The 26,705-nt window shown below is 69.5% G+C and carries 16 protein-coding genes; 2 read left to right on the top strand and 14 right to left on the bottom strand.

The window, feature by feature from the left end; genetic code table 11:
* Positions 1-28: 28 nt before the first annotated feature.
* Entirely contained in the window at positions 29-6,103 is a 6,075-nt protein-coding gene (locus NQ152_RS10140) for an Ig-like domain-containing protein (RefSeq protein ID WP_257523898.1), read from the bottom strand.
* A gap of 228 nt (positions 6,104-6,331) precedes the next feature.
* Between NQ152_RS10140 and NQ152_RS10145 the strand changes: the two genes are divergently transcribed.
* The gene (locus NQ152_RS10145) at positions 6,332-7,180 is read left to right on the top strand and encodes a DUF1295 domain-containing protein (RefSeq protein WP_257504042.1); all 849 of its coding nucleotides are present in this window, start codon (positions 6,332-6,334) and stop codon (positions 7,178-7,180) included.
* A gap of 113 nt (positions 7,181-7,293) precedes the next feature.
* On the opposite strand, the gene galE is transcribed toward NQ152_RS10145, so the two are convergent.
* The 7 genes from galE to NQ152_RS10180 form a co-directional block, all read right to left on the bottom strand.
* Positions 7,294-8,313 (bottom strand): UDP-glucose 4-epimerase GalE, encoded by a 1,020-nt coding sequence (galE, locus tag NQ152_RS10150; protein WP_257523899.1) that lies wholly within the window; start codon positions 8,311-8,313, stop codon positions 7,294-7,296.
* A 57-nt stretch (positions 8,314-8,370) separates the two neighbouring features.
* The gene (locus tag NQ152_RS10155; RefSeq protein WP_257504044.1) at positions 8,371-9,030 is read right to left on the bottom strand and encodes a thymidine kinase; all 660 of its coding nucleotides are present in this window, start codon (positions 9,028-9,030) and stop codon (positions 8,371-8,373) included.
* Between the two features lie 33 nt (positions 9,031-9,063).
* Positions 9,064-11,079 carry a DUF2207 domain-containing protein gene (locus NQ152_RS10160; protein WP_257523900.1) on the bottom strand — a complete coding sequence of 672 codons (2,016 nt, stop codon included), beginning with the start codon at positions 11,077-11,079 and terminating at the stop codon, positions 9,064-9,066.
* Between the two features lie 134 nt (positions 11,080-11,213).
* Positions 11,214-12,686 (bottom strand): malate:quinone oxidoreductase, encoded by a 1,473-nt coding sequence (locus NQ152_RS10165; protein WP_257523901.1) that lies wholly within the window; start codon positions 12,684-12,686, stop codon positions 11,214-11,216.
* A gap of 109 nt (positions 12,687-12,795) precedes the next feature.
* Positions 12,796-13,866 carry an aspartate-semialdehyde dehydrogenase gene (locus tag NQ152_RS10170; protein ID WP_257523902.1) on the bottom strand — a complete coding sequence of 357 codons (1,071 nt, stop codon included), beginning with the start codon at positions 13,864-13,866 and terminating at the stop codon, positions 12,796-12,798.
* Between the two features lie 235 nt (positions 13,867-14,101).
* Positions 14,102-15,388, bottom strand: a complete 1,287-nt coding sequence (locus NQ152_RS10175; RefSeq protein WP_257504048.1) for an aspartate kinase — start codon at positions 15,386-15,388, stop codon at positions 14,102-14,104.
* A 131-nt stretch (positions 15,389-15,519) separates the two neighbouring features.
* The gene (locus NQ152_RS10180) at positions 15,520-17,586 is read right to left on the bottom strand and encodes an elongation factor G (RefSeq protein WP_257523903.1); all 2,067 of its coding nucleotides are present in this window, start codon (positions 17,584-17,586) and stop codon (positions 15,520-15,522) included.
* A 100-nt stretch (positions 17,587-17,686) separates the two neighbouring features.
* On the opposite strand from NQ152_RS10180, the gene NQ152_RS10185 reads away from it, so the two are divergent.
* Positions 17,687-18,175, top strand: coding sequence for a hypothetical protein (locus NQ152_RS10185; RefSeq protein WP_257523904.1), 489 nt, complete (start codon positions 17,687-17,689; stop codon positions 18,173-18,175).
* 8 nt (positions 18,176-18,183) lie between these two features.
* Here NQ152_RS10185 and NQ152_RS10190 read toward each other — a convergent pair whose 3' ends face one another.
* The 6 genes from NQ152_RS10190 to NQ152_RS10215 all read right to left on the bottom strand — a co-directional run bounded on the left by NQ152_RS10190 (position 18,184) and on the right by NQ152_RS10215 (position 26,646).
* The gene (locus tag NQ152_RS10190; RefSeq protein ID WP_257504052.1) at positions 18,184-19,116 is read right to left on the bottom strand and encodes a DMT family transporter; all 933 of its coding nucleotides are present in this window, start codon (positions 19,114-19,116) and stop codon (positions 18,184-18,186) included.
* A complete protein-coding gene (gene recR / locus NQ152_RS10195) occupies positions 19,116-19,709 on the bottom strand; it encodes a recombination mediator RecR (RefSeq protein WP_257504053.1) in 594 nt (197 codons plus the stop codon). Before recR ends, NQ152_RS10190 begins: the two co-directional genes overlap by 1 nt.
* Before the next feature lie 2 nt (positions 19,710-19,711).
* Positions 19,712-21,862: a DNA polymerase III subunit gamma and tau gene (locus NQ152_RS10200; protein WP_257523905.1), complete on the bottom strand. Its 2,151-nt coding sequence runs from the start codon at positions 21,860-21,862 to the stop codon at positions 19,712-19,714.
* A gap of 154 nt (positions 21,863-22,016) precedes the next feature.
* Positions 22,017-24,533 carry a glycoside hydrolase family 65 protein gene (locus NQ152_RS10205; RefSeq protein WP_257523906.1) on the bottom strand — a complete coding sequence of 839 codons (2,517 nt, stop codon included), beginning with the start codon at positions 24,531-24,533 and terminating at the stop codon, positions 22,017-22,019.
* The gene (locus tag NQ152_RS10210; RefSeq protein WP_257504056.1) at positions 24,530-25,306 is read right to left on the bottom strand and encodes an HAD family phosphatase; all 777 of its coding nucleotides are present in this window, start codon (positions 25,304-25,306) and stop codon (positions 24,530-24,532) included. Before NQ152_RS10210 ends, NQ152_RS10205 begins: the two co-directional genes overlap by 4 nt.
* Before the next feature lie 113 nt (positions 25,307-25,419).
* Entirely contained in the window at positions 25,420-26,646 is a 1,227-nt protein-coding gene (locus NQ152_RS10215) for an acetate/propionate family kinase (protein ID WP_257523907.1), read from the bottom strand.
* Between the last annotated feature and the right edge of the window lie 59 nt (positions 26,647-26,705).

A 26,705-nucleotide genomic window follows, 5' to 3' on the forward strand; every position in this document is an offset into this window, starting at 1 on the left:
TCTGTCGTATGCGAATGGCTGGGCTCGGCTAGGGCCGCGCCCAGAATCTCTTCTCGGTGTCGACGCCGCTCCCCCAGCCGAGGATGTCGACCCAGACGTCCTGACCGTCGCGTCCCACCCAGCAGCCCAGCTGCTTGGAGCCGCTGCCGTTGAAGTTGACGGTGTAGGTGAGGTCCTCTATCTGGCCGCTGTTGCTCGAGTGACACGTCACCGTGGCGTTGCCGATGTTCAGGTTCTCCCAGTTCACGACCATCTGGCGGCATCCGTTCACGCAGCTGTCTGCCGCGTCACCCTGGGTGACCCACACCCGGGGCTGCGGCTGGTCGTCGGTGCGGGCCGATGCCGAGGCGACCGGGGACCACGCGCCGGTGGAGTCCTGCGCCCTCACATCGATGGTGTGGGTCTGCTCGTACCCATTGCCGACCGTCCGCGACCCGTTGCCGCCCACGTCCTGCCAGCCGCCGCCGTCGAGCCGGATCTGCGTCGTCTGGATCGGACGTCCGTTGTCGGATCCTCCCGAATTCCAGGTGACTTCCACGCTCTGACCGAGGTTCCTGGCGCCGGCCGTGGGGGCGCCGGGAGGACCGAACGGGACCTCGGCGACGGAGTTGGAGACCCCTCCGGCGTACGTCGCGCCATCCACCGTTGCGACGGCCCGCATCTCGACCGAGTAAGAGGTGCCGTTGGCGAGGCCGCCGATGACGCCATTGCCGGGGAATCCTGCCCAGCCGCCGCCGTTCAGGCGGTACTGGTACGCCACTTCACCCGCCCGCGCGCCGTTGCGCGCACCGGGGGTATAGCTCACCGTCAGTTGGCGGTCCGCGGCGGCGACGCCGGTGACCTGCGGAGGCGAGGGGGCGATCACGCCGCGGCGCGGGGCCGACATGGCGCTCCACTCACCCCAGCCGGCCTTGTTGTGACCCCGGATCCGATACGTGTACGCGTTCTCGGAGGTCGGCACGACGATGGCTTGGCTGTTGGATCCTGCGCCGGGCGTCAAGGTCTTCTGCAGGCTGGATCCCTCCCACACCTCCAGCTGATAGGCGTCGATCGCGTCGCCGTTCGCGGACGGCGTCGCCCAGTTCACCTGCATCTGGGCCTGGCTGCCGACCGGCTGCAGCTCGGCCGTCGTCGGAGCCGAACCCGCCAGCGGAGGACCGGCCGGCACCTCGGACGCCGACCAGTTGCTCCAGCTCGAGGGCTCCGGCGCACGGTTGTGCGCCTGCACCCGCACCTGATAGTTGCCGCCGTTCTCCAGGCCCTCCCAGGTCACGGCGTTGCCGGTGACCTCTTTTCGTGTGATCCCCGACGGCGGCGCGGGAGAGATCTCCAGCGTGAACCGCTCCACCGGTGAACCGGGTGTCGTCGGCGTCGTCCAGGCCACCTGCAGCGACCTGTCACCGAAGGCCAGTGTCGGCGGGTTCGGGGTGTCCGGCCGCGCATCCGGACGAGCGACGGCCGACGAACCCGACGGCTTCGACTCGCCCACCCGATTGGTGGCGGTCACCTGGAACACGTACTCGACGTTGTTCGTCAGGTTGTCCAGCGTGCACGTCGTCGACTGGCAGTCCTTGGAGTAGGCGCTGCCCTGCACCGATCGCACCGTGTACTTCGTGATCTCGGCGCCGTTGTTCGACGGGGCGCCGTACGAGACCACGACCGTGCGATCCTGCACGCTCGTGACCGTCGGCGCACCCGGCGCCGCAGGGACGCCCTGCACCGTGAGCACGACCTGACCGGTCGCCTGGCGGTCGGGATCCTCGGTCGAGTCCTGGATGGTGTAGCGCACAACGAGGGTTCCGACGAAGTCGGCGGACGGAGTGACCACCACATTGTCGCCGTTGACGCTTGCGCTGCCCGAACCGGTCTCGACGTTCGCGGAGAGGAGCTTCAGCGGCGTCTCCGGGAAGGGGTTGAAGTCGTTGGCCAGAACGGGAACCGTGACGGCCTTGCCCTGATCGGCCTCCGCGATCGTGTCGGTGTTGGCAGCGGGCATCGCTCGGTTCGATGCGGTCACCTGCACCAGCACCGCTCCCTCGATGGGGTCGGTCACGCCGTCGCTGATCCGGAGCGTCAGCGTCGTCGCCGCACCCTTCTTGGCGTTGGAGGCGGCCTTCACCAGGAGCCTGTCGCCGTCGATCTCCGCGGTGATCCCCTTGTCCTGTCCGCCCGCGAGGGAGTACTCGTGCGTGCCGGCGTCCTCCGGGTCGGGGTCGACGGTGAGTGCGGCGAGGTCGAGGACGCCGGCTTCTTCGCCCGGTGCGACGTTCATCTGACCGCCGACGAACTTCGGCTGCTGGTTCTCGGGCGGCAGCACGTTGATCGGGATGCTGAGCGTCGCCTTGCGGCCGTCGGGGTCGTCCGGACCCGTTCCGTCGGTGACCTCGAAGGTCAGCGCGTCCTGTCCGAAGTATCCCGGCGCCGAGGTGTAGACCAGCGTCCGCTCGTCCTTGACCAGGTCGGAGCCGTCGGCGTTCACGGCACTGACCTTGGCGTGCTCGGTGATCACGACATCGCCGCCGCCGGCGACGGTGACGTACTCCGAGAGCGGCACTTCCTTCGTCTCGCCGCTGATCACCTCGAGCGGCTTGGTCGAGGTCAGCGTCGGGCGCAGTCCGTCCTCCGACGGGACGAAGATGAACGCCGACGCCTGCAGGCCGTCCTGGTCCGTGAGTGTGTAGCGGATGAGCTGCAGCTGGTCGGTGACGGTCACCGTGACGGTGCCGTTGTCCAGGAGCGTTCCTCCTGCACCGACCTCCACCTCGAGGTGCTCGGTGGTGCCGTCGGGATCCTCGTCGTTGTCGAGGATGTCGAGATCCGCCGAAAGGCTGCCATCCTCGAGGTCGATGGGTCGGAGGCGGTCGTCGCGGGCGACCGGCGCCTGGAGCGGGACGTCCTCATCCACCGTGATCTGCAGCACCGCCGTCGCCGTGGCTCCGCGCGTGTCGGTGATGGTGTACTGCAGGGACGTCTCCAGCGCGTTGTCCGGCGCCTGAACGAGCACCCGGTCGCCGGAGACCCGCGCCGACAGCCCGTCGATCGCGGGGACTTCCAGGCCGCTCTTGACCAGCGAGACCTTGTCGCCCTCCGGGTCGGAATCGTTGAGCATGACCGGTACGGCGATCTCGCGGCCCGGGCGCACGACGACCGCGTCCTTGACCGCGTACGGCGCCTGGTTCACCTGCTCCGCCGGCGCGATGCCGACGCGGATGGTGGCGGTGCCCTCCTTGCCGAGGCGGTCGCGCACATTGTATTTGAAGACGTCCACGCCCGTCGAGTCGTCGAAGGCCTCGTAGCTGAAGTAGTTCTGCGCAACCTCGACGATGCGACCCTTGGTCGGGCTCGACGAGATGTCCAGCAGCTCCACCGAGTCGCCGTCACCGTCGATGCCGTCGAGGGGAACCGCGATGTCGATCTCGGTGCCGGAGAGCGCGCGGGCCACGAGATCGCGCGGCCGCGGCGCCGCGTTCGTCTCCTCGTCGACCGGCAGGATCTGGATGGTGACGTAGCCCGCGGCCTTCTGCTGACGCGAGTCGACCGCCTCGTACGTCAGGTAGACGGTCTTGGCCTCCAGACCCGCCCTGAAGCGCACGGTGTCCTGCGAGACGAACGCCTCCCCGTCCTCCGGATCGACGAACGGCTCGATGAGGTCCGGTGCGACATGCAGCGCATCGTCACTGGGATGGGTGTCGTTGTCCAGCACCGGGATCGTCACCACGTCCCCCGCCCGCACGTAGGCGGTATCGGGGGCGGTGACCGGCTGCAGGATCTCCTCCGGCGCCGGGATCGGGACCACCACGACCTCGCCCTCGGCGGACTGCTTGCCGTTGGAGATCCGATAGGTGACGCGGACCTGCTCCTCCAGGGTGCCCTGATCCGTGATGCGCAGCGTCTCATGGTTCAGCACCGAGACGGAGACCCCCGTGCCCGGTTCGATCGACACGGACTGCACGACGAGGATGCCGCCGGCCGGATCGGCGTCGTTGTTGAGCACCCCGATCAGCACGTCGCCACCGGTCGGCAGCAGAGCGACGTCCCGCACTGCGACCGGGGGCAGATCGACATCTGCGGCATCGATCACGTCGATGCGGACGAGTCCCTCGCCGTTCTCCGGCCCCGCAGTCGCAAGGTACTGCACGTAGTAGACGCCGACGGTCGGGGCCGTGAACGAGAAGGTCTTGTTGGTGAAGTCGGGCAGGACGGTGGCGCCGGGGACCTCGTCCACACGGCCGAGGCGCAGAGGTTCCCGACCCGAGCTGGTGTCGTTCGCCAGGGGCGCGACGGTGATCTGCTCTCCGACCCGCGTGACCACGTGATCCGCGTTCGTCTTCGGCTTGGTCGTGCCCTGCGGGCGCACCTCGAGGGCGATCGAGGTCGTCGTCAGCTCGCCGAGGCCGTCGGCGACCGTCACCTGCACGTCCTTGCGGCCCTGCAGACTCGCCGTGGCCTTGTAGGTGAGCTGACCGTCGGTGCTGAAGTCGACCTCGTCACCGGGGGCCGCCACGACCTCCTTCAGATAGATGTCATCGCCGTCGGGATCGATCCAGTCCGGAAGGATGTTGTAGGAGACGGTTCCGCCGGTCTCGACCGTGAGCGAGGTCTTGCGCTTCGGCGTCGGTGGCCCGTTCACGTCTTCTTCGTGCACGGCCAGCGTGACCGATGCCGTGTCCTTTCCGCCGCGACCGTCGTCGACTTCGTATTCGAACGTGGCCGAACCGGAGGCATCCTCGGCGACGGCGATCTGCAGCGAGGCCCCGTTGAAGATCGACTGGACCGTGCCGATCGACGGCTGCGGCTGCAAGATCGTGGCGACGAGGACATCGCCGTCCGGGTCGTTGTCGTTGTCGATCACCGGCAGCAGAGCCGAACCGCCCGGTCGCACGCCGAAGGAATCGTCCTCCGCGATCGGCGGGGTGTTCACCTCGCTGCGCTCTGGCAGGGTCGACTCGACCGTCTCCTGCGTCGAGTCCTCCTCATTCTCGGTCTCGCCCTCGGGAGGAGTCAGATCGTTCCAGTTGTCGACGCGCTGAAGGCTCTCGTTGGCCATCCACGCGGCGCCGCCGACGGCATCGTTCAGGATGATCACGTCGCGGTTCACTCGGAAGATGAGGCTGGCCGACTCCTCGGCCTCTTCAATCGCCGCGGTGACGTCGTTCGCGCTGCCGGCGCAGTCCCGCACGAAGGCCCCGGACCCCGCCCAGGCGCCGTACGTGCACCCACGCAACCAGACAGGGGCTGCGGGGGCGCCCTGTCCACCGGCATCCGTGATGGAAGGATCTGCGCCGTCGAGGGGCACGCGCACCAGGGCAGACCCGGTCGCCACGGCGACGGCATCGGTCTCCGCCGAGGCCTGCTGCAGCACGGCGCCGTCGGCGTCGGGAATCTCAGTCCGGAATCCGCCGGGCGTCAGCACGGCTCCGGCCGCCGCATCGAGCACGACCGGAGTGCGCCCCACGGCGGTGATGGTCGACTGCGCGGACGAGTCGAGCTCGCCCAGCGACGCGGTCGAGGGCTCCAGCGCCTCGCCTTCGTTGTCGACGGACACGGTGACGACCTCGCCGCGCGCGGTCGACAGGGCGAAGACGGTGCCGTCCACTGCGACCGCGACATCCGCGTTCTCGCCGAGCTCGGCGACCGGATCGGCCGCCTCGATCTCGAACGACGCGATACCCCGTACCGGCACCACCCACAGGGCGCCGGATTTCGTGTCCAGGATGGCGGCTGTCTTGTTGCCCAGCGACACCTTCGCGGCGCTGGGGATGCCGGCGGAATCGCCCAACGAGACCCGAGCGGGGTCGACCGCGGTGACAGTGGAACCGCCCTCGTCGACGACCAGCACATTCGTGGCGTCCTGCAGGATGTCGTAGTTCTCGCCTGTGGTGCGCAGACCGCCATCCAGCACGGTGGATTCGTGGTTGAAGTGCCCGACCAGCAGGCTGGAGGTCTTGGTGATCCAGACGCCGCCGTCGTTCAGGTCCACCTTTGTGGTCGGGAAGCCCTCGTAGCTGAAAGCCATCGTGGTGATCGCGACGACGCCCACGGTGACGCCGGCCGCCGACGCGAGCGCCTTGGGGCGCGCACGCATCCACGACAAGGCCTTCATCCGCTGTTCTCCCCTAATGCCCTGATGTCGTGATGCATCGCCCCTGGCCGGCCATCCGCACCGGCTCTCTGCGCCCGCACTGCGGGTGCGTGACGCGGTGCGGGGCAGAAAGTCCATCCTAACCACGGCGGCATCCAGCCCTGATGGGCAGATATCCCCATCCACAGGGATTCACGGACACGTCGTGTGTGCATGCGCGTTGACTGCGCCGTCGCCTACTCTGGTGCCATGGACCCGTTGGCCATCGTCGTGATCGTCGCCGCGCTGACGTGCGCGTTCTGCTGGATCGCGTCACTCATCACGAAGGACACCTCCTGGGTGGACCGCCTCTGGTCGATCGTGCCGGCCGTGTACGTGTGGATCTTCGCCGTGGCCGGGATCACCGCCGGCATCGACGCTGCGCGTCTGATCCTGATGGCGGTGCTGGTCACGGCGTGGGCGGTCCGACTGACGTTCAACTTCGCCCGCAAGGGCGGGTACACCGGCATGGAGGACTACCGCTGGGCCATCCTGCGCGCACGGATGAAGCCCTGGCAGTTCCAGGTCTTCAATCTTCTGTTCATCGTGCTGTACCAGAACGCGCTGCTCGTGCTGATCACGCTTCCGGCTCTGATGGCATGGCAGCATCCCGCGGCGCTCAACGGGTGGGATGTGGTGTTCGCGGTCCTGTTCGCCGCGTTCCTGGTCGGTGAGTTCGTCGCCGACCAGCAGCAGTGGGACTTCCATCGCGCCAAGGCCGCCGCAGGCGGTCGCCTCGAGCCCGGTTTCGTCACGTCGGGGCTGTTCCGATACAGCCGTCACCCGAACTTCTTCTTCGAGCAGGCGCAGTGGTGGACGTTCTATGCGATCGGAGCGACGGCGGCCGTGGCATCCGGATTGGGCGTGTGGGGCGGTGCGCTGAACTGGACGATCGTCGGAGCCGCCCTGCTGACCCTGCTGTTCATCGGATCGACGATCTTCACGGAGTCGATCTCGGCCTCGAAGTACCCCGCGTACGCCGACTACCGGCGGTCCACGTCGATGCTGGTCCCGCTTCCTCCGCGCCGGCGCCCGGCACGCTCTCCCAAGCCCGCGTAACGTCGCCGATGTCCCGAATCAACACCCGATAGCGGCCCATAAGCTGCGAAATCGGGACACCGATGCGACAGCGGACAGCGACAGCGACAGCGACAGCGGCCAGGTGTCCGGTGTCAGGCGGTCGCGTAGCCGTCGGGGTTCTGGGACTGCCAGTTCCAGTAGTCGCGGCAGGAGTCATCGATCGTGAGCTGCGCCTTCCAGCCCAGGTCGCGCTCCGCCTTGGACGGGTCGCAGTAGGTCGCCGCCACATCCCCGGGCCGGCGATCGAGGATCTGCTTGGGCAGCTCGTGACCCACCGCCTTCTCGAAGGACGCGATCAGCTCGAGCACGCTGACCGGCGTGCCCGTGCCCAGGTTGTAGACGGCGAAGCCGGGCCGGGCCTGCTCCAGTGCGGTGACGTGGCCGTCGGCCAGGTCGACGACGTGGATGTAGTCGCGCAGGCCGGTGCCGTCCGGGGTGTCGTAGTCCGCGCCGAACACGCCGATGCGGTCGAGCTTGCCGACCGCGACGCGCGCCACGAACGGCATCAGGTTGTTCGGGATGCCGGCCGGATCCTCCCCGATCAGACCGCTGGGGTGCGCGCCGACCGGGTTGAAGTACCGCAGCACCGTCACGTTCAGCTCGGGGTTGACCCGGGCGACGTCGGCGAGCACGACCTCGTTGATCCGCTTGGATTTCGAGTACGGGTTGGACAGATCGATGCTGGTCGTGGATTCCTCGGTGAACGGGAGGTCCGCGGGGTCGGAGTAGACGGTGCCGGTGCTGGAGAAGACGAACGAGCGGATGCCGTGGCGCAGGCCCGCGCGCAGCAGCGCGAAGGTGGTGTCCAGGTTGTTGGCGTAATACTCGAGGGGCTTCAGGGTCGATTCCCCGACCGCCTTGAACGCGGCCAGGTGCACGATCGCATCGATGGGGCCGTGATCGGCGAACACACCCGCCAGGACCGCGTCGTCGGAGGCATCGCCCGCGACGAGCGGAGCATCCTTGCCGGTGATCGCTGCGACGCGTTGGGCCGCGATCGCACTCGTCCCGGACAGATCGTCCAGCAGCACCACCTCGTGGCCGGCATCCAGCAGGGACACGGCGGTGTGCGCGCCGATGTATCCGGCGCCACCGGCAAGGAGAACTCGCATCACTCGATGCTACCGAGCATCCGGATGCACGCCGGCGCGGAACGGCGTCGGTGAAGCTCAGCGCCCGTCGAGGCGTCCGCCGGACTCGCGGAGGTAGCACTCCGCGCACATCGACTCGTAGGTCACCCGGTCGGCGGAGAGCTCGTCGATGGCGACCTGATCGCCGTCGAAGACGAACCGACCGCCGACGAGGCGCGCGTTGAAGATGGCCTTGCGTCCGCAGCGACAGATCGTCTTCAGTTCCTCGAGGCTGTGCGCCAGCTCCAGCAGCCGCCGCGAGCCGGGGAAGGCCTCGGTGCGGAAATCGGTGCGGATGCCGTAGGCGAGCACCGGGACGCCGTCCAGCACGACGATCCTCAGCAGGTCATCGACCTGGGCGGGCGTGAGGAACTGCGCCTCATCGATCAGCAGGCAGGCGACATCGACGGGCCGCCCGGACGGCGTCTGCTCGGGGAACAGGGCTTCGGCGGCGGACTGCTGCACACGTGCGCGGTGCTCGGCGAACAGGGCGCGCAGATCGGCATCCGGCGGGATGAGGAAGTCGACGGTCCGTGACATGCCGAGTCGGCTGGAGATCTTGTCGGACTCTTTGGTGTCGATCGCCGGCTTGGCGATCAGCACGTGCTGTCCGCGTTCCTCGTAGTTGTGGGCCGCCTGCAGGAGCGAGGAGGACTTGCCCGAGTTCATCGCACCGTAGCGGAAGTACAGTTTTGCCACGTGCCGAGCGTAGTCGCCGTCAGCGCCCCCGGCTCACCGGCCTCCGAACCCGCCGCCGCCACCGCCGCCGCCGGACGAGCCGCCGCCGAACGAGCCGCCCGAGGAGGACCAGCTCGAACCCGATGACGAGCCGCCGGAGGAGCGCGGGCTCGAGACCGGCGTGGCCGCCAGCCTGCCGATCGAGGATGACGCGTCCTGCAGGGAACGCGACGACACCGCGTCCAGCAGCGGCAGGGTCGCCGCAGCGTCCGCGACCGGGGATGCGCTGCGGATCACCTTCACCCACTCGCGTTCCATTCCGAACAGGACGGCGTACGGCAGGAGCCGCTCGTAGACATTGACGATGCTGTCCCCCGGCGCGTTGGGCGTCTCACCGAACGTGCGGCGGCCGGATGAGACCAGATCGGCCGTCTGCGGCGACTGCGCGGCGCGCAGGCGATCCGCTTCGGCGAGCCGGAGGTACTCGCGGATGCCGTCCAGGTAGGTCTGATGGATGCCGCCCGCCACGGTGAGCGTGGTCTTCGGCAGCCGGATGAACGGAAGGCCGATGAATGCGAAGAAGCCGCTGACGATCGCCGCGGCGTACACCGCCCCGCCGACCGGAGACAGCTCGGCCAGGACTTCGTACGAGGTGTCGGCCAGCGTCAGCAGCAGCATCGCGAGAACGAAGCCGAGGATGCCGGTCGCGATGCGCACCGAACCGATCCAGGCCGGGAGCCTGCTGCGATAGCCGCGCTGGAGCGTGTACTCGTCGATGCGTCGGACGTAGGTGACCGCGCGCGCCGGTGGCTTCTCGGCGAACCTGCCGAGGTCCACCCCCGCTCCCGGCTTGGCCTTCCGTGCGAACAGCGTGTCCAGGACGCGCAGATCGTCGTGCTCGAGTCCGTCCCTGCTGCGCAGGATCACCTCGAAATCCTCCGGATCCTCCCGGTCCCCGGACGCACGCAGCTCCACCGCGTCCCGCACCGCGAGGTCGACCAAGTGCGCGGCCATCGCGCGCTCCGGCACATCGAGCACCCCCGCCGACAGAGTGATCGATTCGTCCTTCGGGGGCGTGTACTGCACGATCACCGGGGAGCGGTCCGGGTTGCGCCGCAGCAGCACCCGCAGCACGAGCACGACGACCAACCCGCCGACGCCGGTCAGCAGCGCCAGGGCCGGGAGGATCCACTCCCACCACGGGTACGGGGGCGGGGGCGGCGGGGTCAGCGCAGCGAACGTGCCCGGCTCGAACCCGATCGCGACGGTGACGTTCTCGTCCGGCCCGAGGTCGACGTCGCCGGCGGTGAACGACACGGACCGGTCCCCCGTGTCCATCGCGCCCACCGACGCCGCCCAGACCGCGACCTCCCCCGGCCAATCCGCTGCTGTCGCGGGCTGGAACTCGCAGGTGTCCGTCGAGCCTTCCGGCCCGGCATAGCAGTACGTCCGATCCGGGAGGAGACCGGCCGCGGCATCCCCGCCGATGTGAACCCGCGCGGCGACCGAACCGAACGGCTGAGCGTGATCCGTTCCGACGGTGTCCCAATAGAATTCGTCGGCGTCGGTGTCCTCGTAGCGCAGGACGACGTCGCGCATCGTGTAGGAGATGACATAGGTCTGGGTTCCGCGCACGTACGAGTCGTCGCCGGTGAGCACGTAGACCCAGTCATCATCCTGCTCGGTCCACCACGGGATCGCGGCGCCTCCGGCCCCGGTGACGCCCATGACCTGGGTGTCGTGGGCGATGCCGGAGTCCGCCTTGGGAATGGACCGGACGATGCCACGGTTCTGGTCGAACTCCGGGAATCGCGCGACGATCTTCTCGGTGGTGAACAGGTGGCTCCGGCCGCCGGTGCCGCGCACGAGATAGTAGTCCGCCTCGAAGGAGTCGTAGGCGAAATCCTCGACCGACGTGGGAGCGACCAGCTCCGGCGTCACCGATACGGCCGCCGGCTCCGCGCCGCGTGCATCAACGGCGTTGGCGGGTGCCGGCCAGAGCAGCGCCGCCATCCCGATCACGACCAGGAGCGCGACCGCTCGCTGCGATCGTCGTCCCCTGAGTCGCATCCCCCCACCCTAGGGCCGCACCGTGTCGGCAACCGGCGCGAGCCGCGACGCCGGGCGGGTGCGCGCCGCGACGCCGGCGGGTGCGAGCGGCACAGCCGCGGGTCAACGCCGCGCGGCCGGGGCGGCGCGAGCCCTCAGGCGGTGAGGGCGAGGGCTTCCGCGGTCTCGGAGAGGATCTCCTCGGCGACCTCCGGACGCGGGTTGAGCTGCTGCCCGTAGCTGGGGATGAGCACGCGCAGGCGCGGCTCCCACTCCTGGATGCGGTCGGGGAAGCAGGTCTGAAGCAGGCCCAGCATGATCGACACGGCCGTGGACGCACCGGGCGAGGCGCCCAGCAGCCCGGCGATCGTTCCATCCGCGCCGGTGACGACTTCGGTGCCGAACTGGAGGACGCCGCCCTTCTTGGGGTCCTTCTTCATCACCTGGGCGCGCTGACCCGCGTTCAGCAGCTCCCAGTCCTCGTCCTTGGCCGTGGGCATGAAGGTGCGCAGGCTGTCGACCTTCTTCTTGTGGTTCTTCAGCAGCTCACCCACCAGGTAGGTGATCAGCGACGGGTTGTCGATGGCGACCTTCATCATCGGCCACAGGTTGCTGGGGCGTACCTGCGAGACGATGTCGAGCATCGAACCGTTCTTGAGGAACTTCGGGCTGAACGTGGCGAACGGCCCGAACAGCAGCGAGGTCTCGCCGTCGACCACGCGGGTGTCCAGGTGCGGCACCGACATCGGCGGCGCGCCGACCGAGGCCTGCGAGTACACCTTGGCCTTGTGCTTGGCCACCAGGGCGGGGTTGCTGGTCTTCAGCCACTGTCCGCCGATGGGGAACACCCCGTAGCCCTTGATCTCCGGGATGCCGGAGCGCTGCAGCAGTTTGAGCGCCCAGCCGCCGGCGCCGACGAACACGAACCGCGCCCGCGTCTCGCCCGGGCTGCTGCCGATCGAGTTGCGCCATCTGATGCGCCAGGTCCCATCCTTCATCCGCTTGAGCTTGCGCACCTCGCGGTTGGTGACGACCTGCGCCCCGCGCTCGCGCAGATTGTCGAACAGCTGGTGCGTCAAGGCGCCGAAGTCCACGTCGGTGCCGGCAGGCACCCGGGTGGCGGCGAACGGCTCGCCCGCCAGACGCTTCTGCATCAGCAGCGGCGCCCACTTGTTGATGACGCGCGAGTCCTCGCTGTACTGGATGCCGGCGAACAGCGGCTGGTCCTTCAGCGCTTCGTACCGCTTCTTGAGGAACGTGACATCCTTCTCGCCCCGCACGAAGGTCATGTGCGGCGTGGAGTTGATGAAGGTCGAGGGGGCATCCAGCGCGCCCTCCTCCACGAGCGAGGACCAGAACTGCCTGCTCTGCTGGAACTGCTCGTTGATCGAGATGGCCTTGGACGGATCGATCCTGCCGTCCGGACCCTCGGGCGTGTAGTTCAGCTCGCACAGCGCGGCGTGACCGGTCCCGGCGTTGTTCCACGCGTTGGAGCTTTCCAGACCGACGTCGTGGAGTCGTTCGTAGACGACGATCTTCCAGTCGGGCTGCAACTCAGAGAGGAGCGTGCCCAGGGTGGCGCTCATAATGCCGCCACCGATGAGAACGACATCGACGGTTTCTGTCACCAGACAAGTCTAGGCGCGGCCGGGCCGTCCCCCGGACGCGCGGGAGGCCGGCATCCGTCGTCCTCGCACCTATCGCTGGACCGCGGTGTGCGCAATCGGAGGCTGCGGCTCAGGCGTCGGCGGTCAGCCCCGCCGCGACGAGCTCGGCGATCTGCACCGCGTTCAGTGCGGCTCCCTTGCGCAGGTTGTCGTTGCTGATGAACAGCACCAGCCCCTTGCCCTCGGGGGCGGACTGGTCGGCGCGGATGCGACCCACGAAGCTCGGGTCCTTGCCGGCCGCCTGCAGCGGGGTGGGGACCTCCTCCAGCGTGACGCCCGGAGCAGCGGAGAGCACTTCGCGTGCCCGCTCGGGAGTGATCTCGCGCGCGAATTCGACGTTGATGCTCAACGAGTGGCCCGTGAAGACGGGCACGCGCACGCAGGTGCCGGCCACGCGGAGATCCGGCAGCTCGAGGATCTTGCGGCTCTCGTTGCGCAGCTTCTTCTCCTCATCGGTCTCGTTGGACCCGTCGTCGACGAGGTTGCCGGCGAACGGGATGACGTCGAACGCGATCGGCGCGATGTACTTGTCCGGCTGCGGGAAATCCAGTGCCGAGCCGTCGCGCGCGAGGCGATCGACATCGCCCTGCGCCATGACGCCCTCGATCTGGCCGAGGAGCTCCTGGACACCGGCGACACCGGACCCGCTGACGGCCTGGTAGGTGCTGACGATGAGTCGCTCCAGCCCTGCCTCGGCGTCGAGCACCTTCAGCGTCGGCATCGCGGCCATCGTGGTGCAGTTCGGGTTGGCGATGATGCCCTTGCGCGCCTCGGCGATCGCGTGCGGGTTCACCTCGCTGACCACCAGCGGCACGTCCGGGTCCATCCGCCACGCGCTGGAGTTGTCGATGACCGTGGCGCCGGCCTCGGCGAACCGGGGCGCGTGCGCCCGGGAGCCGGTGGCGCCCGCCGAGAACAGGGCGATGTCGATTCCGGCGAGGTGTGCCGTGGCGACGTCCTCGACGATCACGGCCTTGCCCTGGAAGATGACGTCCGAGCCCGCGGAGCGCGCTGTGGCGAAGGCGCGCAGCTCGCGGACGGGGAACCCGCGCTCCTCGAGGATGTCGAGCATCGCACCCCCGACCTGGCCGGTGGCGCCGACGACGGCGATGGAGAGTCCTGAGTCGGAGATGCGGGTCATGACGGGTTCCTCGATGCAGAGTGGGCGCGCAGACGCCATCGGTGCGCGGGGTTGCCTGATTGTACCGGCCGGGGCCGGATGCCGGTCGGCCCGGCCCCTCGATGCCGGTCGCCCCGGCCGCTCGATGCCGGTCGCCCCGGTCCCTCGATGCCGGTCGGCCCGGTCACCGCTCGCCCGTCACAAACGGCACGCCGCGTCGGCGTGTCGTGACAGGGGAACGAGGTGGGTCGGCGGCTCAGCGGCCGGTGCCGGCGTGGATGACCGCTTCGGCGTCGCCGTCGAGGCCGTACGCGGTGTGCACCACGCGGGCAGCCTCGGCCAGATCGTCGCCGCGGACGACGACGGAGATGCGGATCTCACTGGTCGAGATCATCTCGATGTTGACGCCCGAGACGCTCAGCGCCTCGAACAGCGTCGCGGAGACACCCGAATGCGTGCGCATGCCCGCGCCGACGACCGACAGCTTGCCGATCTGGTCGTCGTGGACGAGGCTTTCGAACCCGACCTCGGGCTGTTCCGCCGCCAGCGCGCGCAGCGCGATGCCGGCGTCCTCCTTCGGCAGCGTGAACGAGATGTCCGTGCGGCCGGTCGAGGCGGCCGACACGTTCTGCACGATCATGTCGACATTCGCACCGGACTTCGCGACGATCTTGAAGATCTCGGCCGCCTTGCCTGGAACGTCGGGCACGCCGATGACGGTGATCTTGGCCTGGCTCAGGTCGGTCGCGACTCCGGCGACGATCGGCTCTTCCATCTGTTCTCCTTCTGGGGCTGCGGGCGGCACCATGCCCGGACCGAGCACCCAGGTGCCGTCGCCCGAGCTGAACGTGGATCGCGCGTGGATGAGCACCCCGTGCCGGCGGGCGTACTCCACGGCACGGATGTACAGCACCTTGGCGCCGTTCGCGGCCATCTCGAGCATCTCCTCGCTGGAGATCGAGGTGAGTTTCTGCGCGCGCGGCACCACCCGCGGGTCTGCGGTGAACACTCCGTCCACGTCGCTGTAGATCTCGCACACATCGGCGTCCAGGGCGGCGGCCAGCGCGACGGCCGTCGTGTCTGACCCACCCCGGCCCAGCGTGGTGATGTCGCGGGTGTCGCGGTTGAAGCCCTGGAACCCGGCGACGATCACGATCGCGCCCTCATCCAGCGCCTCGCGCAACCGCACGGGCGTGACATCGACGATCCGGGCGGCACCGTGCGTGGCGTCGGTGATCATCCCCGCCTGCGAGCCGGTGAACGAGCGTGCCTCGAAGCCCATCGAGTGGATAGCCATGGCCAGCAGCGCCATCGAGATGCGTTCTCCGCTGGAGAGGAGCATGTCCAGTTCGCGCGGCGCCGGAATGGGGGCCACCTGCGCGGCCAGGTCCAGCAGTTCGTCGGTCGTGTCGCCCATGGCGCTGACGGCGACGACCACGTCGTGTCCGGCGCGTCGCGTGTCGACGATCCGTTTGGCGACGCGCTTGATGCTCTCGGCATCGGCGACGGAGGACCCGCCGTATTTCTGGACGAACAACGCCACGATGAAGCTCCCGGAGTCGCGTCACCGAAGCGACGCGCATGTGGTCAAGAACGGGCGATCGGATGCCGCGCCCAACGCACCATCTTACGGATCCCGCCGCGCCGGCCCGTCCATGAGTCGGTCTGCGACCGCTACGCCCTGGCGGTGCTGGGAGCTCGCTCGTACCGGTCCGGCGTGATGGTCAGCTGCCCTTGGCCACCGGTCAGCGAGCGCAGATCCAGCACGTACCGTCCGAGTTCGGCCTCGGGGACGCTCGCCACGATGCGCGTCCCCCCGTCGTCGGTCGATTCGGTGGCGTTCACGTGCGCCCGCCGTGAGGACAGGTCGGTGAGGACCGGTCCCTGCAGGGCTGCCGGCACCGTGATGGTCACGATCGACACCGGTTCGAGCACCACCGAGCCGGCTTCGGCCAGCGCCGCCTTGACGCCGATCGAGGCGGCCGTCCGGAAGGCCATCTCGGAGGAGTCCACGGAGTGCGACTTGCCGTCGAACAGCTCGACGCGCACGTCGACGACGGGATGACCCTGGGGTCCCCCGGCAGCCAGCGCGTCCCGTGCGCCCTTCTCCACCGCGGGGATGTACGACCGGGGCACCGCGCCGCCCACGACCGCGTCCACGAATTCGAAACCGCCTCCCGGCGGGAGGGGGCTCACCCGCAGCTGCACCACCGCGAATTGGCCGTGCCCTCCGGACTGCTTCTTCAGCTTCCCCTCCGCCTGCGCGGCGCGGGCGATCGTCTCCCGGTAGGCGACCGGTGCGGGACCGGTCGTGACGTTCACGCCGAGGACGCGCGCGAGCCGCTCCACCGCGACCGCGACGTGCGTCTCCCCCAGCCCGCGCAGGAGCGTCTGGCCCGCCGCCCGGTCCAGCCGCAGCGTCGGGTCCTCGGCGAGCAGGCGCGCCAGCGCGGTGGAGAGCTTGGCGTCATCGGATTGCGTGGCCGGGGTGAGGCTGACGGCGTAGACGGGATGCCGGGACGGAAGCGGCGCGGGACGTCCGCTGCCTTGCCGTGACCACAGCACAGACCCCGTGGGCGAGCCGACCAGCTTGGCGACGGCACCGACGTCGCCGGTGCGCAGGGCGTCGGCAGGCAGATGCTGGGCGCCGCGGAGCCGGAACAGGGCCGGCATCCGCTCTTCGGCGCCCGTCGTGGCGTTGCGCAGGCGGTCGCCGGGGCGCAGCGTTCCGGAGAGGACCTTCAGCATGGCGATCTGCCCCACGAACGCGTCGGCCACCGTGCGGAAGACGTGCACGACGGTCTCGCCATCGGGTGTGGGTGCGACCCTGACCTCGGTGCCGGCGGCGCCGTCCGCGGCGGCGCCGATCACGATCCGGCTGTCGTGGTCGCGTGCGGCCGGCGTCAGCGCGCACAGCAGATCGGCGACGCGGTCGACACCGGTTCCGGTGAGGCCGGAGCAGAGCAGCACCGGCACCGTCTCGCCGGAGGCGACCTCGTGGGCGAGCGTGCGCTCGAGCTCAGCCGGTGTCGGTTCATTGCCGTCCAGGTACGCCTCGAGCTGCGCGTCGTCGTGGGAGACGATCTCCTCGGTCACGCTCACGTGCAGGTCGTGCTCCTCGGCCTCCGCCGCGGCAGGGACCGGCTCCTGGTGGGAGTGGCCGGTGTCGTCGTAGACGAGGGCATGCTCGCTCAGGAGGTCTGCGACGACGTGGAAGTCCTGCTCTTCTCCGATCGGCAGCTCCAGCGGCCACAGGTGATCACCGAAAGCGGCGCGCAGCTCGCCCAGCACACGGCGGAAGTCGGCGCGGGCGCGGTCCTCCTGGGTGACCACGACGATCCGTGGCAGGCCGGCTGCCTGGGCAGCGGCCCACACCGCGCGCGTGCCCGCGGTGACCCCGTCCACCGCGCTGACGACCACGGCTGCGGCATCCGCCACCGCCAGGGCCGTGTCCACGCCTCCGATGAAGTCGGGATGCCCCGGGGTGTCCACCAGGGTGATCGCCCGCTCGGTGCCTTCCGCCGGTGCCCACGGCATGTGGGCCAGCGAGATCGCCAGCGTCGTCTGGCGGGCGATCTCCTCGGGATCGTGGTCGCAGACGGTGGTGCCGTGCTCGATCGATCCGCGGCGCGGGATCGCCCCGCTGCGGAACAGCAGCGCTTCCGCGAGCGTCGTCTTGCCGGAACCGGGGCCGCCCACGAGGGCCACCGTCCGGTGCGTCGGATCAGGGTTCGCATCCATGGGGCCTCCCACGCCGGTGTGAGTTGCTGACCATCGTGCCCTGTTCGTCGCGCCCTGTCACGTGCCCGCGCGTCCGGACCGTCGCGATAGCATCCCGAGCATGGCGGAGTTCGAGGCGTGGGCCGAGTTCAACGTGGCGATGGTCGGCGCGACGGCGGCGCTGGCCGGGTTGGTGATCGTCGCCGCGAGCGTCAACATCGCACAGATCATCAAGACGCGCGCGTTGACCGCACGCCTCGCGGCCGGCATCGCCGCCCTCGTCCTGGCGATCGTGGCGTCCGCGCTCGGGCTGATCCCGGAGATCACACCGATCTGGTTCGGGGTTCTGCTGATGGCCGCCACCGTCGGCGCGGGGGCGTTCCAGGTGCTCGCGACGCGCGCGATCTTCGCCGACCCGGACCCGGCCGCCCGCGCACGTCTGCCGAAGTCCGTGCTCGGCTTCCTGCCGATCCTGACCTACCTGGCCGGCGCGATCGCCGTGATGGCCGCGCATCCGTCGGGTCTGCTGCTGGCGGCCGCCGGCTGCCTTCTGGCGATCGTCGCGGCGATCGTAGTGTCCTGGGTCGTTCTGGTCGAAGTGCTGCGCTGACCGTCCGCTCAGCCCGCGGCCACCGGCGGGAGCTTGCCGGGCGGCTCGCGGGTCCGCACCGTGCCGCCGGTCGCCGCCAACCAGCAGCCGAGGATCACCAGCGGCAAGCCGATCAGCAGGCCGACGTGGAGCTCCTCGCCCAGGATGAGCACGCCCAGCAGGATGGCCACCACCGGGTTGACGTAGGTGAACAGCGGCGCCCGCGCCGGACCGACGTGATCGATCAGGGCGAAGAAGACGATGAAAGCGACCGCCGTGCACAGCACCGCGAGCGCCGCCAACGACACGGTGCTCTGGAGCGTGGGCACCTCGTGCTGGGTGAGCAGCGCGATGGGGAGGTAGAAGATCCCGACCGCGGCCAGCGAGATGGTGATCGTACCGAGCGCCGGCACGCCGGTGAGCTTGCGAGCCACGATGAACGGTGCGATGGCGTAGCAGATCGCCACGATCAGCACTTCGCCGATCGCGAGCAGGCCGGCGGCACCGCCGGTGGCCAGTCCGGGACCGGCGACGATGATCCCGACCCCCGCGAACCCGACGACCAGGCCGATGGTGCGGGCGGGCCGCAGGACCGCTCTGTCGCCACCGGCGAAGGCGATGATCGCCGCGAACAGCGGCACGGTGGCCACCAGCAGGCCCGTCAGGCCGGACGGCAGCGTCAGTTCGGCATGCCCCAGCAGCAGGAACGGCACCGCCATCTCGATCCCCGCGAACAGCAGCACCCACCCGACCTTCGCGAAAGCGGGGCGCAGCGCCTTCTGCCGCAGCGCGAACGGAAGCAGCAGCAGCGCAGCCAGGAGCGTGCGTCCCACGACAACCGACGCGGGCGAGTACGAGTCGACCGCTTGTTTGATGAACAGGTAGGGCATCCCCCACAGCACCGCCATCGCGGCGAAGAGCACCCAGCCGCGGGCGCCGAAGCGCTGGGTCGCGGCGATCATCAGACCGCGCGACGACCTTCGAAGGCACGACCGAGCGTGACTTCGTCGGCGTACTCCAGGTCTCCACCGACGGGCAGCCCGGAGGCCAGGCGTGTGACGGAGATCTCGAGGGTGTGCAGCAGACGGCTGAGGTAGGTGGAGGTCGCTTCGCCCTCGAGGTTCGGGTTGGTGGCGAGGATCACTTCCTGGACCGTGCCGTCGGCCAGACGCTGCATCAGCTGGGTGATGCGCAGATCCTCCGGCCCGATCCCGGCGATCGGGCTGATGACACCGCCGAGCACGTGGTAAAGCCCGCGGAACTCACGCGTACGCTCGATCGCCGCAACGTCCTTGGCGTCTTCGACGACGCAGATCACGGCCGGGTTGCGGCGCGGGTCGCGGCAGATGCCGCAGCGGTCCTGTTCGGAGACGTTGCCGCAGATCTCGCAGAACCGCACTTTCTCGCGCACCTCGGCCAGCAGCTGGGCCAGCCGTGACACGTCGAAGGACGGGGTCTGGAGGATGTGGAAGGTGATGCGCTGAGCCGACTTCGGGCCGATCCCGGGAAGACGCCCGAACTCGTCGATCAGATCCTGGACGATGCCGTCGTACATGGTCAGCTGAACCTCGTCGGCGGCTCGTAGGGCTCCTCGCGCACGAAGCGCGCACCCAGCACCTGGCGGACGACCGCTTCGCCGTAGCGCTGCGAGCCGGCGGCGGACTGCCGTGCGCTGGTCGGCATCGGCGGCGCCACCACGGGCGGCACCGGCACGTCGGTCACGGCATCCGTCTCGTCCTGGTCCTCGTCCTCGGTCGGCATCGAGGGCGCGATGTCCTGTGCCGGCAGCACCTCGCCCTCCCGCGGCGGAGCGAGCGTCGCGACGTGTGCACGCGCGGCGGCGTCCTCGGGCTCGTCATCGACGGCGAACTGCGCCACGGATGCCGGGGGCTCGGGGTCATCGGCCGGGGGCGCGTCGTCGTCGCTGGGGATCGCCGCGACGACCCACTCGGTGACCGGCGCGGCCGCGGCGGCGCGGGCGGGGACGGCAGAGGGTGGCCGCGGCGGCTCGGCAACGGTCGCCGGAGCGGGTGCCGGCGTGGCCGCTCCCGGCCCGGGGCCGGCGTCGCTGTCGTGCTTGGCCAGGTACTTCACCCGGATGCCGAGGACCGCGAGGATCGCCTGGCGGAGGTCTTCGCTGGGTCCGGCACCGGCGGAGAGCTTCTTGAACCGTGCGACATCGGACTGGCTCTGGAACGACAGGGTGAGCACGTCGCCGGCGAGCGCCGTGACGCGGGCCACCGACGCGATGAGCCAGGAGGACCGGCTCTTGGACTCGAGGCCCGCAAGAACCTCGGGCCAGGCATCCCGCATGTGCTGGAGCGTGACCGGCCCGGTGGGGGCTGGCGCGGGCGCGGGGGAAGAGGAAGGCGCCGGGGCAGCAGGATCCGGCGCGGCGGGCGCCGCAGCAGGAGCGGGTGCCGCAGCGGGCGCAGCCGCAGCCGGCGTTGCCGCAGCGGGCGCAGCCGGAGCCCGCGTTGCCGGGGCGGGCGCAGCCGCAGCGGGCGGAGCCGGGGCGGGCGCGGCCGGGGCGGGCGCAGCCGCAGCCGGCGTTGCCGGAGCGGCCCGCGGGACGGCCGGACTCGGCGCAGCAGCCCCGGCGGCCGCGGCGGTCTGTGCCAGGACGCGCGCGACCATCAGTTCCAGCTGCAGGCGGGGCGAGGTGGCGCCGTTCATCTCGTCGAGGGTGGCCACGACCAGGTCGGCGGTGCGCGAGAGCCGCAGGGAGCCGAAGAGCTCGGCCTGGCGTGTCATCCGCGCGAGGTCGTCCGCGGACACCCCGCGCAGCACGGCGCCCGCGCCTTGACCCGTGGCGGCGATCACGATCAGGTCGCGCAGCCGCTCCAGGAGGTCATCGACGAACCGACGCGGGTCCTGCCCCGTCTGCACCACGCGGTCCACGGCGGCGAAGGCGGCCGCGGCATCGGCGGCGCCGAACGCGTCCACGACCTCGTCCAGCAGCTCTGCGTGCGTGTAGCCGAGCAGGGACACCGCCCGCGCGTACTCCACCAGGGTCCCTTCGGAACCGGCGATCAGCTGGTCCAGGAGCGAGAGCGTGTCGCGGGGCGACCCACCGCCGGCGCGGACCACGAGCGACAGCACGCCCGGCTCGACGGTGACGCCTTCGGCCTCGCATAGGGTCTGCACGTAATCGAGCATCGCGGCGGGCGGCACCAGGCGGAACGGATAGTGGTGCGTGCGCGAGCGGATCGTCCCGATGACCTTCTCGGGCTCGGTGGTGGCGAAGATGAACTTGACGTGATCGGGCGGCTCTTCGACGAGCTTCAGCAGAGCGTTGAAGCCCTGCGGGGTGACCATGTGCGCCTCGTCGAGGATGAAGATCTTGAAGCGGTCGCGGGCGGGGGCGAACACGGCGCGCTCGCGCAGGTCGCGGGCGTCATCGACGCCGTTGTGGCTGGCCGCGTCGATCTCCACGACATCCAGGGAGCCGCCGCCGTCGCGCCCCAGTTCGACGCAGCTGTCGCACACGCCGCACGGGGTGTCGGTCGGCCCCTGAGCGCAGTTGAGGCACCGGGCGAGGATGCGCGCGGAGGTGGTCTTGCCGCAGCCGCGGGGACCGGAGAAGAGGTAGGCGTGGCCGACGCGATCGCTGCGCAGCGCCGTCATCAGCGGTTCGGTGACCTGAGACTGCCCGATCATCTCGCCGAACGCCTCAGGACGGTATCGGCGGTAGAGAGCAGTCGTCACTCCCCCAGCCTACGGCGTGCGAACGACATCGCGTCGGGGCGATGCGGACCCCTGCCGCGGCGCGCGGCGAATCCCCGGATGCGGCCTGATCGGGACGATCCCGCTGCGTTCGTCCCGATCCGCGCACCCCGGCGGATCCCCCGCGGTGTGGCGATCACGCGTCCGCGCCGTGCTCCACATCCGCCGTCGCACCGATGACCGGGATGCTCGTGGTGACGGTGGGCACCGATGCAGACAGCAGCGTCCCGTCTTCGCGGCGGACGTCCGCGAACTGCTTGAGCGATGGTCGCCCGGGGATCACCGGACCCTGGCCGACGAGGGGAACGACGACCTCCTCGCCCGCGCCGATCGCGAAGGGCTTGCCGCGCACGCTGAACACCAGCGGATCGCCCTCGCCCGCGCGGATGCGGAACTGGTCGCGCGTGATGCTCACATCCAGCGCCGTGCCGTGCCACTGCAGCTTGAACGACAGCTCCGGCCAGTCCGCCGGCAGCCGGGGATCGAAGGTGAGCTCGCCGAAGTGATCGCGCATGCCGCCGAAGCCCGAGACGAGCGCCGTCCACACGCCGCCGGCCGAGGCGACGTGCACCCCGTCTGCGGCGTTGTGGTGCAGATCGCCGAGGTCGACGAAGATCGACTCGCGGAAGTACTCCAGCGCAAGGTCCTGGTAGCCGACCTCGGCGGCGAGGATCGCCTGCACCACCGCCGAAAGGGTCGAATCGCCGGTGGTCAGCGGGTCGTAGTACTCGAAGTCGGCGAGCTTGTCCTCGTCCGAGAAGTGGTTGCCCTGCAGGAACAGCGCCAGCACGACGTCCGCCTGTTTGAGCACCTGGTACCGGTAGATCACCAGCGGGTGGAAGTGCAGCAGCAACGGACGCTGATCGGCGGGGGTGTGCTCCAGGTCCCACACCTCGCGCTCCAGGAACACGGCATCCTGGGGATGGATGCCGAGGGCCGGGCTGAACGGGATGTGCATGGCCTCCGCGGCCCGCTCCCATCCCTCCGGCTCGGAGGGATCCAACCCCAGCCGGTCGGTCATCGCGCGGTAGGCCTCCGGGTCGTCCTCGGCCATCTCCCGTACGGTGCGCGCGGCGAAGCGGAGGTTGAAGCGTGCCATCACGTTGGTGAAGAGGTTGTCGTTGACGACCGTGGTGTATTCGTCCGGTCCGGTCACGCCGTGGATGTGGAAGGACTCTTCGCCGTCGGTGTCGCTGGTGCGCCAGAACCCGAGCGTCGCCCACAGCCGGGCCGTCTCGACCACGATGTCCACACCCTCGCGGTGCAGGTACTCGATGTCTCCGGTCGCGCGCACGTACTTGGCCAGCGCGAAGGACACGTCGGCGTTGATGTGGTACTGCGCGGTGCCGGCGGCGTAATAGGCGGATGCCTCTTCGCCGTTGATGGTCCGCCACGGGAACAGCACGCCGTGCTCATTCAGCTGGTGCGCGCGGCGGCGGGCGGCCGGGAGCATCAGATACCGCATCCGGATCGCATTGCGCGCCCACAGCGGCGTCGTGTACGCCAGGAACGGCAGCACGTAGATCTCGGTGTCCCAGAAGTAATGACCGCTGTAGCCGGAGCCGGTGACGCCCTTGGCGGGAATGCCCAGTCCGTCGGCGCGCGCCGCGGCCTGGGCGAGCTGGAACAGGCACCAGCGGGTCGCCTGCTGCAGGTCGTCGTGTCCGCCGATGCGCACGTCCGAACGCGACCAGAAGCCCTCGAGCCAGAGACGCTGACGCTCGTACTGCAGCTCGACGCCTTCGACCTCGATCCGATCCAGCGTCCGCCGGCAGCGGTCGACCAGCTCGCGGGCCGGAACGCCCCGGGAGGTGTGGTAACTCACGAGCTTGGTGATGCGGATCGGCACGCCCGCGCGAGCCTGGACGCGGAAGACGTCTTTGGCGATATCGGGTTCGACGAGGGTGCGGTGGGTGTATTCGTTCTCGGTCTCCACCACGTGGTCTGCGACGACCGCCATCGTCATCTCGGACTCGGTCACCTGGTACGACAGTGCCGATCGGCCCTTGTCCTGCCAGTATTCCTGCGGCTGCAGGACGCGCTGGTGGATCCGCTCGGCCTTGCGCGGGTCGAAGCCGGACTTCTTGGACGCCGTCGTGGTGCCCCCGTACACGTTCTCGCCGTCCTGCCGGTTGATCACCTGGCAGCTGACGGTGACGGGGGCGTCGGCGTTGAGCACGGTCACCTCGAGGCGGAGGATCGCGAGGTGCTTCTCCTCGAACGAGACCAGGCGGTCATCCTCGACCAGCACGTCCTTGCCCGACGGGGTGGTCCAGCGGATGCGGCGATGCAGCACGCCCGCACGCATGTCCAGGACGCGGCGATACTCGCGCACGTCCGCGGTGTCCAGCGAGAGGGGCTCGTCGTCGACGTAGACCCGCATCACCTTCGCGTCGGGGGCGTTGATGATGGTCTGCCCGACCTCCGCGAACCCGAACGCCTGCTCGGCGTGACGGATCGGGAAGGTCTCATGGAATCCGTTGATGAACGTGCCGTGCTCCTGCGCGAAGCGGCCCTCGATCTGGTTGCCGCGCAGTCCCAGGTAGCCGTTGCCGACCGCGAAGATCGTCTCGGTCACGCCGACATCCTCCATCGAGAAGCTCGTCTCGACGAGGTTCCACGGGTCGACGGGAAAGCGGTCGCGGTCGATCATTCGGGAAGCTCCTGGGCATCGGTCTGGGGGGAGGATTCGGGGCGGCGCACCAGTGCCGCAAGGTCGTCCACCACGACGTGCGCGCCGGCTCGGCGCAGCTCATCCGGGCCGGTGCCCCGATCGACGCCGATCACCAGGGCGAAACCGCCGGCGGCGGCGGACTGAACTCCGCTGATGGCGTCCTCGATCGCGGCGCTCCGGGCGGGATCGACGCCGAGCATCCGCGCGGCCTCGACGAACACGTCCGGCGCCGGCTTGGAGGCGAGGTGGTCGCGTTCGGCGATGACGCCGTCCATCACCACAGGGAACCGTGCGCGAAGCCCGGCGGACTGCAGCACCTCTTCGGCGTTCTTCGAACTGGACACCACCGCGGTAGGCGTGCCCGCGGCATCCAGCTCGTCCAGCAGCGCGACCGAGCCGGGGTACGCCACGATCCCCTCGGCCCGCAGCAGCCGCGAGAACACCTCGTTCTTGCGGTTGCCGATGCCGCACACCGTATCGGCCGTCGGCGGGTCGGCGGGATCGCCCCACGGCACCTCGACGTCGCGGCTGCGCAGCAGACTGGCCACGCCGTCATAGCGCTTCTTGCCGTCGAGGTAGTCGAAGTAGTCGCGCTCCGTGTACGGGGGCGTGATGTCCCAGGCTGCGAACAGCTCCTCGAACATGGTCTGCCAGGCGTGCATGTGCACTTCGGCGGTAGGCGTCAGGACGCCGTCCAGGTCGAACAGGACGGCGTCGTACGAAGTGAGGTCGGGCGGGGCGTCGACGGTCACGAAACCTCCAGGGCGAGGTGCGGATGACGGGCTGCGGCTCGTCTTTGCGCCGGCCACCAGCGTAGTCCGGCGCAGAGGCCCGCCGTAACCGTCTGGGGCATGGACACGACCGCTCAGGTCCCGGCGACGGTGAGGGTCTGACGGGCGATCTCGAGCTCCTCGTTCGTCGGAACGACCAGCACGGTCACGCGGGACGCGTCGGTGGAGATGACCCGGATGCCGCGGCCGGTCGCCGCATTGCGTTCGAGGTCGATCTCGACGCCGGCGAACCCCAGTGTCTCCAGCCCCGCCGCACGGACGGCCGGAGCGTTCTCGCCGACGCCGGCGGTGAAGGAGATGACATCCACACCCCCCATCTGGGCGATGTAGGAGCCGGCGTATCCGCGCAGCCGGTGCGCGTACACCTCGAAGGCGAGGATGGCGCGGTCTTCGCCGCGCGCGATCGCCGCGCGGATGTCTCGATAGTCGGAGAAGCCGGACAGCCCGAGCAGTCCGCTGCGCTTGTTCAGCAGCTCATCCAGCTCGTCGATGGACATGCCCACCCGGCGGGCGAGGTGGAACAGGACGGCGGGGTCGATATCGCCTGAGCGGGTGCCCATGACCAGGCCCTCCAGCGGGGTCAGCCCCATGGAGGTCTCCACGGAACGGCCGCCGTCGACGGCGGTGACGGACGCGCCGTTGCCCAGATGGAACACGATCTGCTTCAACTCGGCCAACGGCCGCCCCAGGAACAGGGCCGCCTGCTCGCTGACGAACTTGTGGCTCGTGCCGTGGAACCCGTAGCGGCGGATGCGGTACTCCTCGGCGAGGTCCTCGTCGATCGCATAGGTGTACGCCGCGCGCGAAAGCGTCTGATGGAACGCCGTGTCGAAGACTGCCACGTGCGGGACGTCCGGGAACGCCTTCTTCGCCGCCTCGATACCGGCGAGATTGGCCGGATTGTGCAGGGGGGCCAGCACCGACAGCTCGGCGATGTTGATCTCCACCAGGCGCGTGATCAGGGTCGGCTCGAAGAACCTGGCGCCGCCGTGCACGACGCGATGCCCGACCGCGATCGGCGGACGTTCGGCCAGTGACGGCCCGTTCTGCCCGAACGCTTCCAGCATCACGGCGAACCCGGCGGTGTGATCGGGGATCGGCAGCTCGCGCGTGTAGGTCGCGTCCAGCACGGTCGGCGCAGGGCCGTCCGAGCGTTCGGTGAACACCGTGTGCGAGGATCGGCCCGTCTCTTCGCCGATGCGCTCGACCAGTCCCGAGGCGAGCACCGTCTCGGCATCCATATCCATCAGCTGGTACTTGAACGACGACGAGCCGCTGTTGACCACGAGCACGACGCTCATCGGCATCCCTCTCCCCCACCGTGTCCCATGTGTTGTTGCTTCGTGGCGTGCCGGGCAAC

This window comes from Microbacterium sp. zg.B48 (genome assembly GCF_024623505.1).
Taxonomy (GTDB): Bacteria; Actinomycetota; Actinomycetes; order Actinomycetales; family Microbacteriaceae; genus Microbacterium.

Bases quoted from the DNA above. Each gene is read 5' to 3' on its own strand.
- NQ152_RS10160 (WP_257523900.1), bottom strand. From the start codon at position 11,079: ATGCGACTCAGGGGACGACGATCGCAGCGAGCGGTCGCGCTCCTGGTC.
- NQ152_RS10185 (WP_257523904.1), top strand. From the start codon at position 17,687: ATGGCGGAGTTCGAGGCGTGGGCCGAGTTCAACGTGGCGATGGTCGGC.
- NQ152_RS10170 (WP_257523902.1), bottom strand. From the start codon at position 13,866: ATGACCCGCATCTCCGACTCAGGACTCTCCATCGCCGTCGTCGGCGCC.
- NQ152_RS10145 (WP_257504042.1), top strand. From the start codon at position 6,332: ATGGACCCGTTGGCCATCGTCGTGATCGTCGCCGCGCTGACGTGCGCG.
- NQ152_RS10140 (WP_257523898.1), bottom strand. From the start codon at position 6,103: ATGAAGGCCTTGTCGTGGATGCGTGCGCGCCCCAAGGCGCTCGCGTCG.
- NQ152_RS10190 (WP_257504052.1), bottom strand. From the start codon at position 19,116: ATGATCGCCGCGACCCAGCGCTTCGGCGCCCGCGGCTGGGTGCTCTTC.
- NQ152_RS10180 (WP_257523903.1), bottom strand. From the start codon at position 17,586: ATGGATGCGAACCCTGATCCGACGCACCGGACGGTGGCCCTCGTGGGC.
- NQ152_RS10205 (WP_257523906.1), bottom strand. From the start codon at position 24,533: ATGATCGACCGCGACCGCTTTCCCGTCGACCCGTGGAACCTCGTCGAG.
- galE (WP_257523899.1), bottom strand. From the start codon at position 8,313: ATGCGAGTTCTCCTTGCCGGTGGCGCCGGATACATCGGCGCGCACACC.
- recR (WP_257504053.1), bottom strand. From the start codon at position 19,709: ATGTACGACGGCATCGTCCAGGATCTGATCGACGAGTTCGGGCGTCTT.
- NQ152_RS10215 (WP_257523907.1), bottom strand. From the start codon at position 26,646: ATGAGCGTCGTGCTCGTGGTCAACAGCGGCTCGTCGTCGTTCAAGTAC.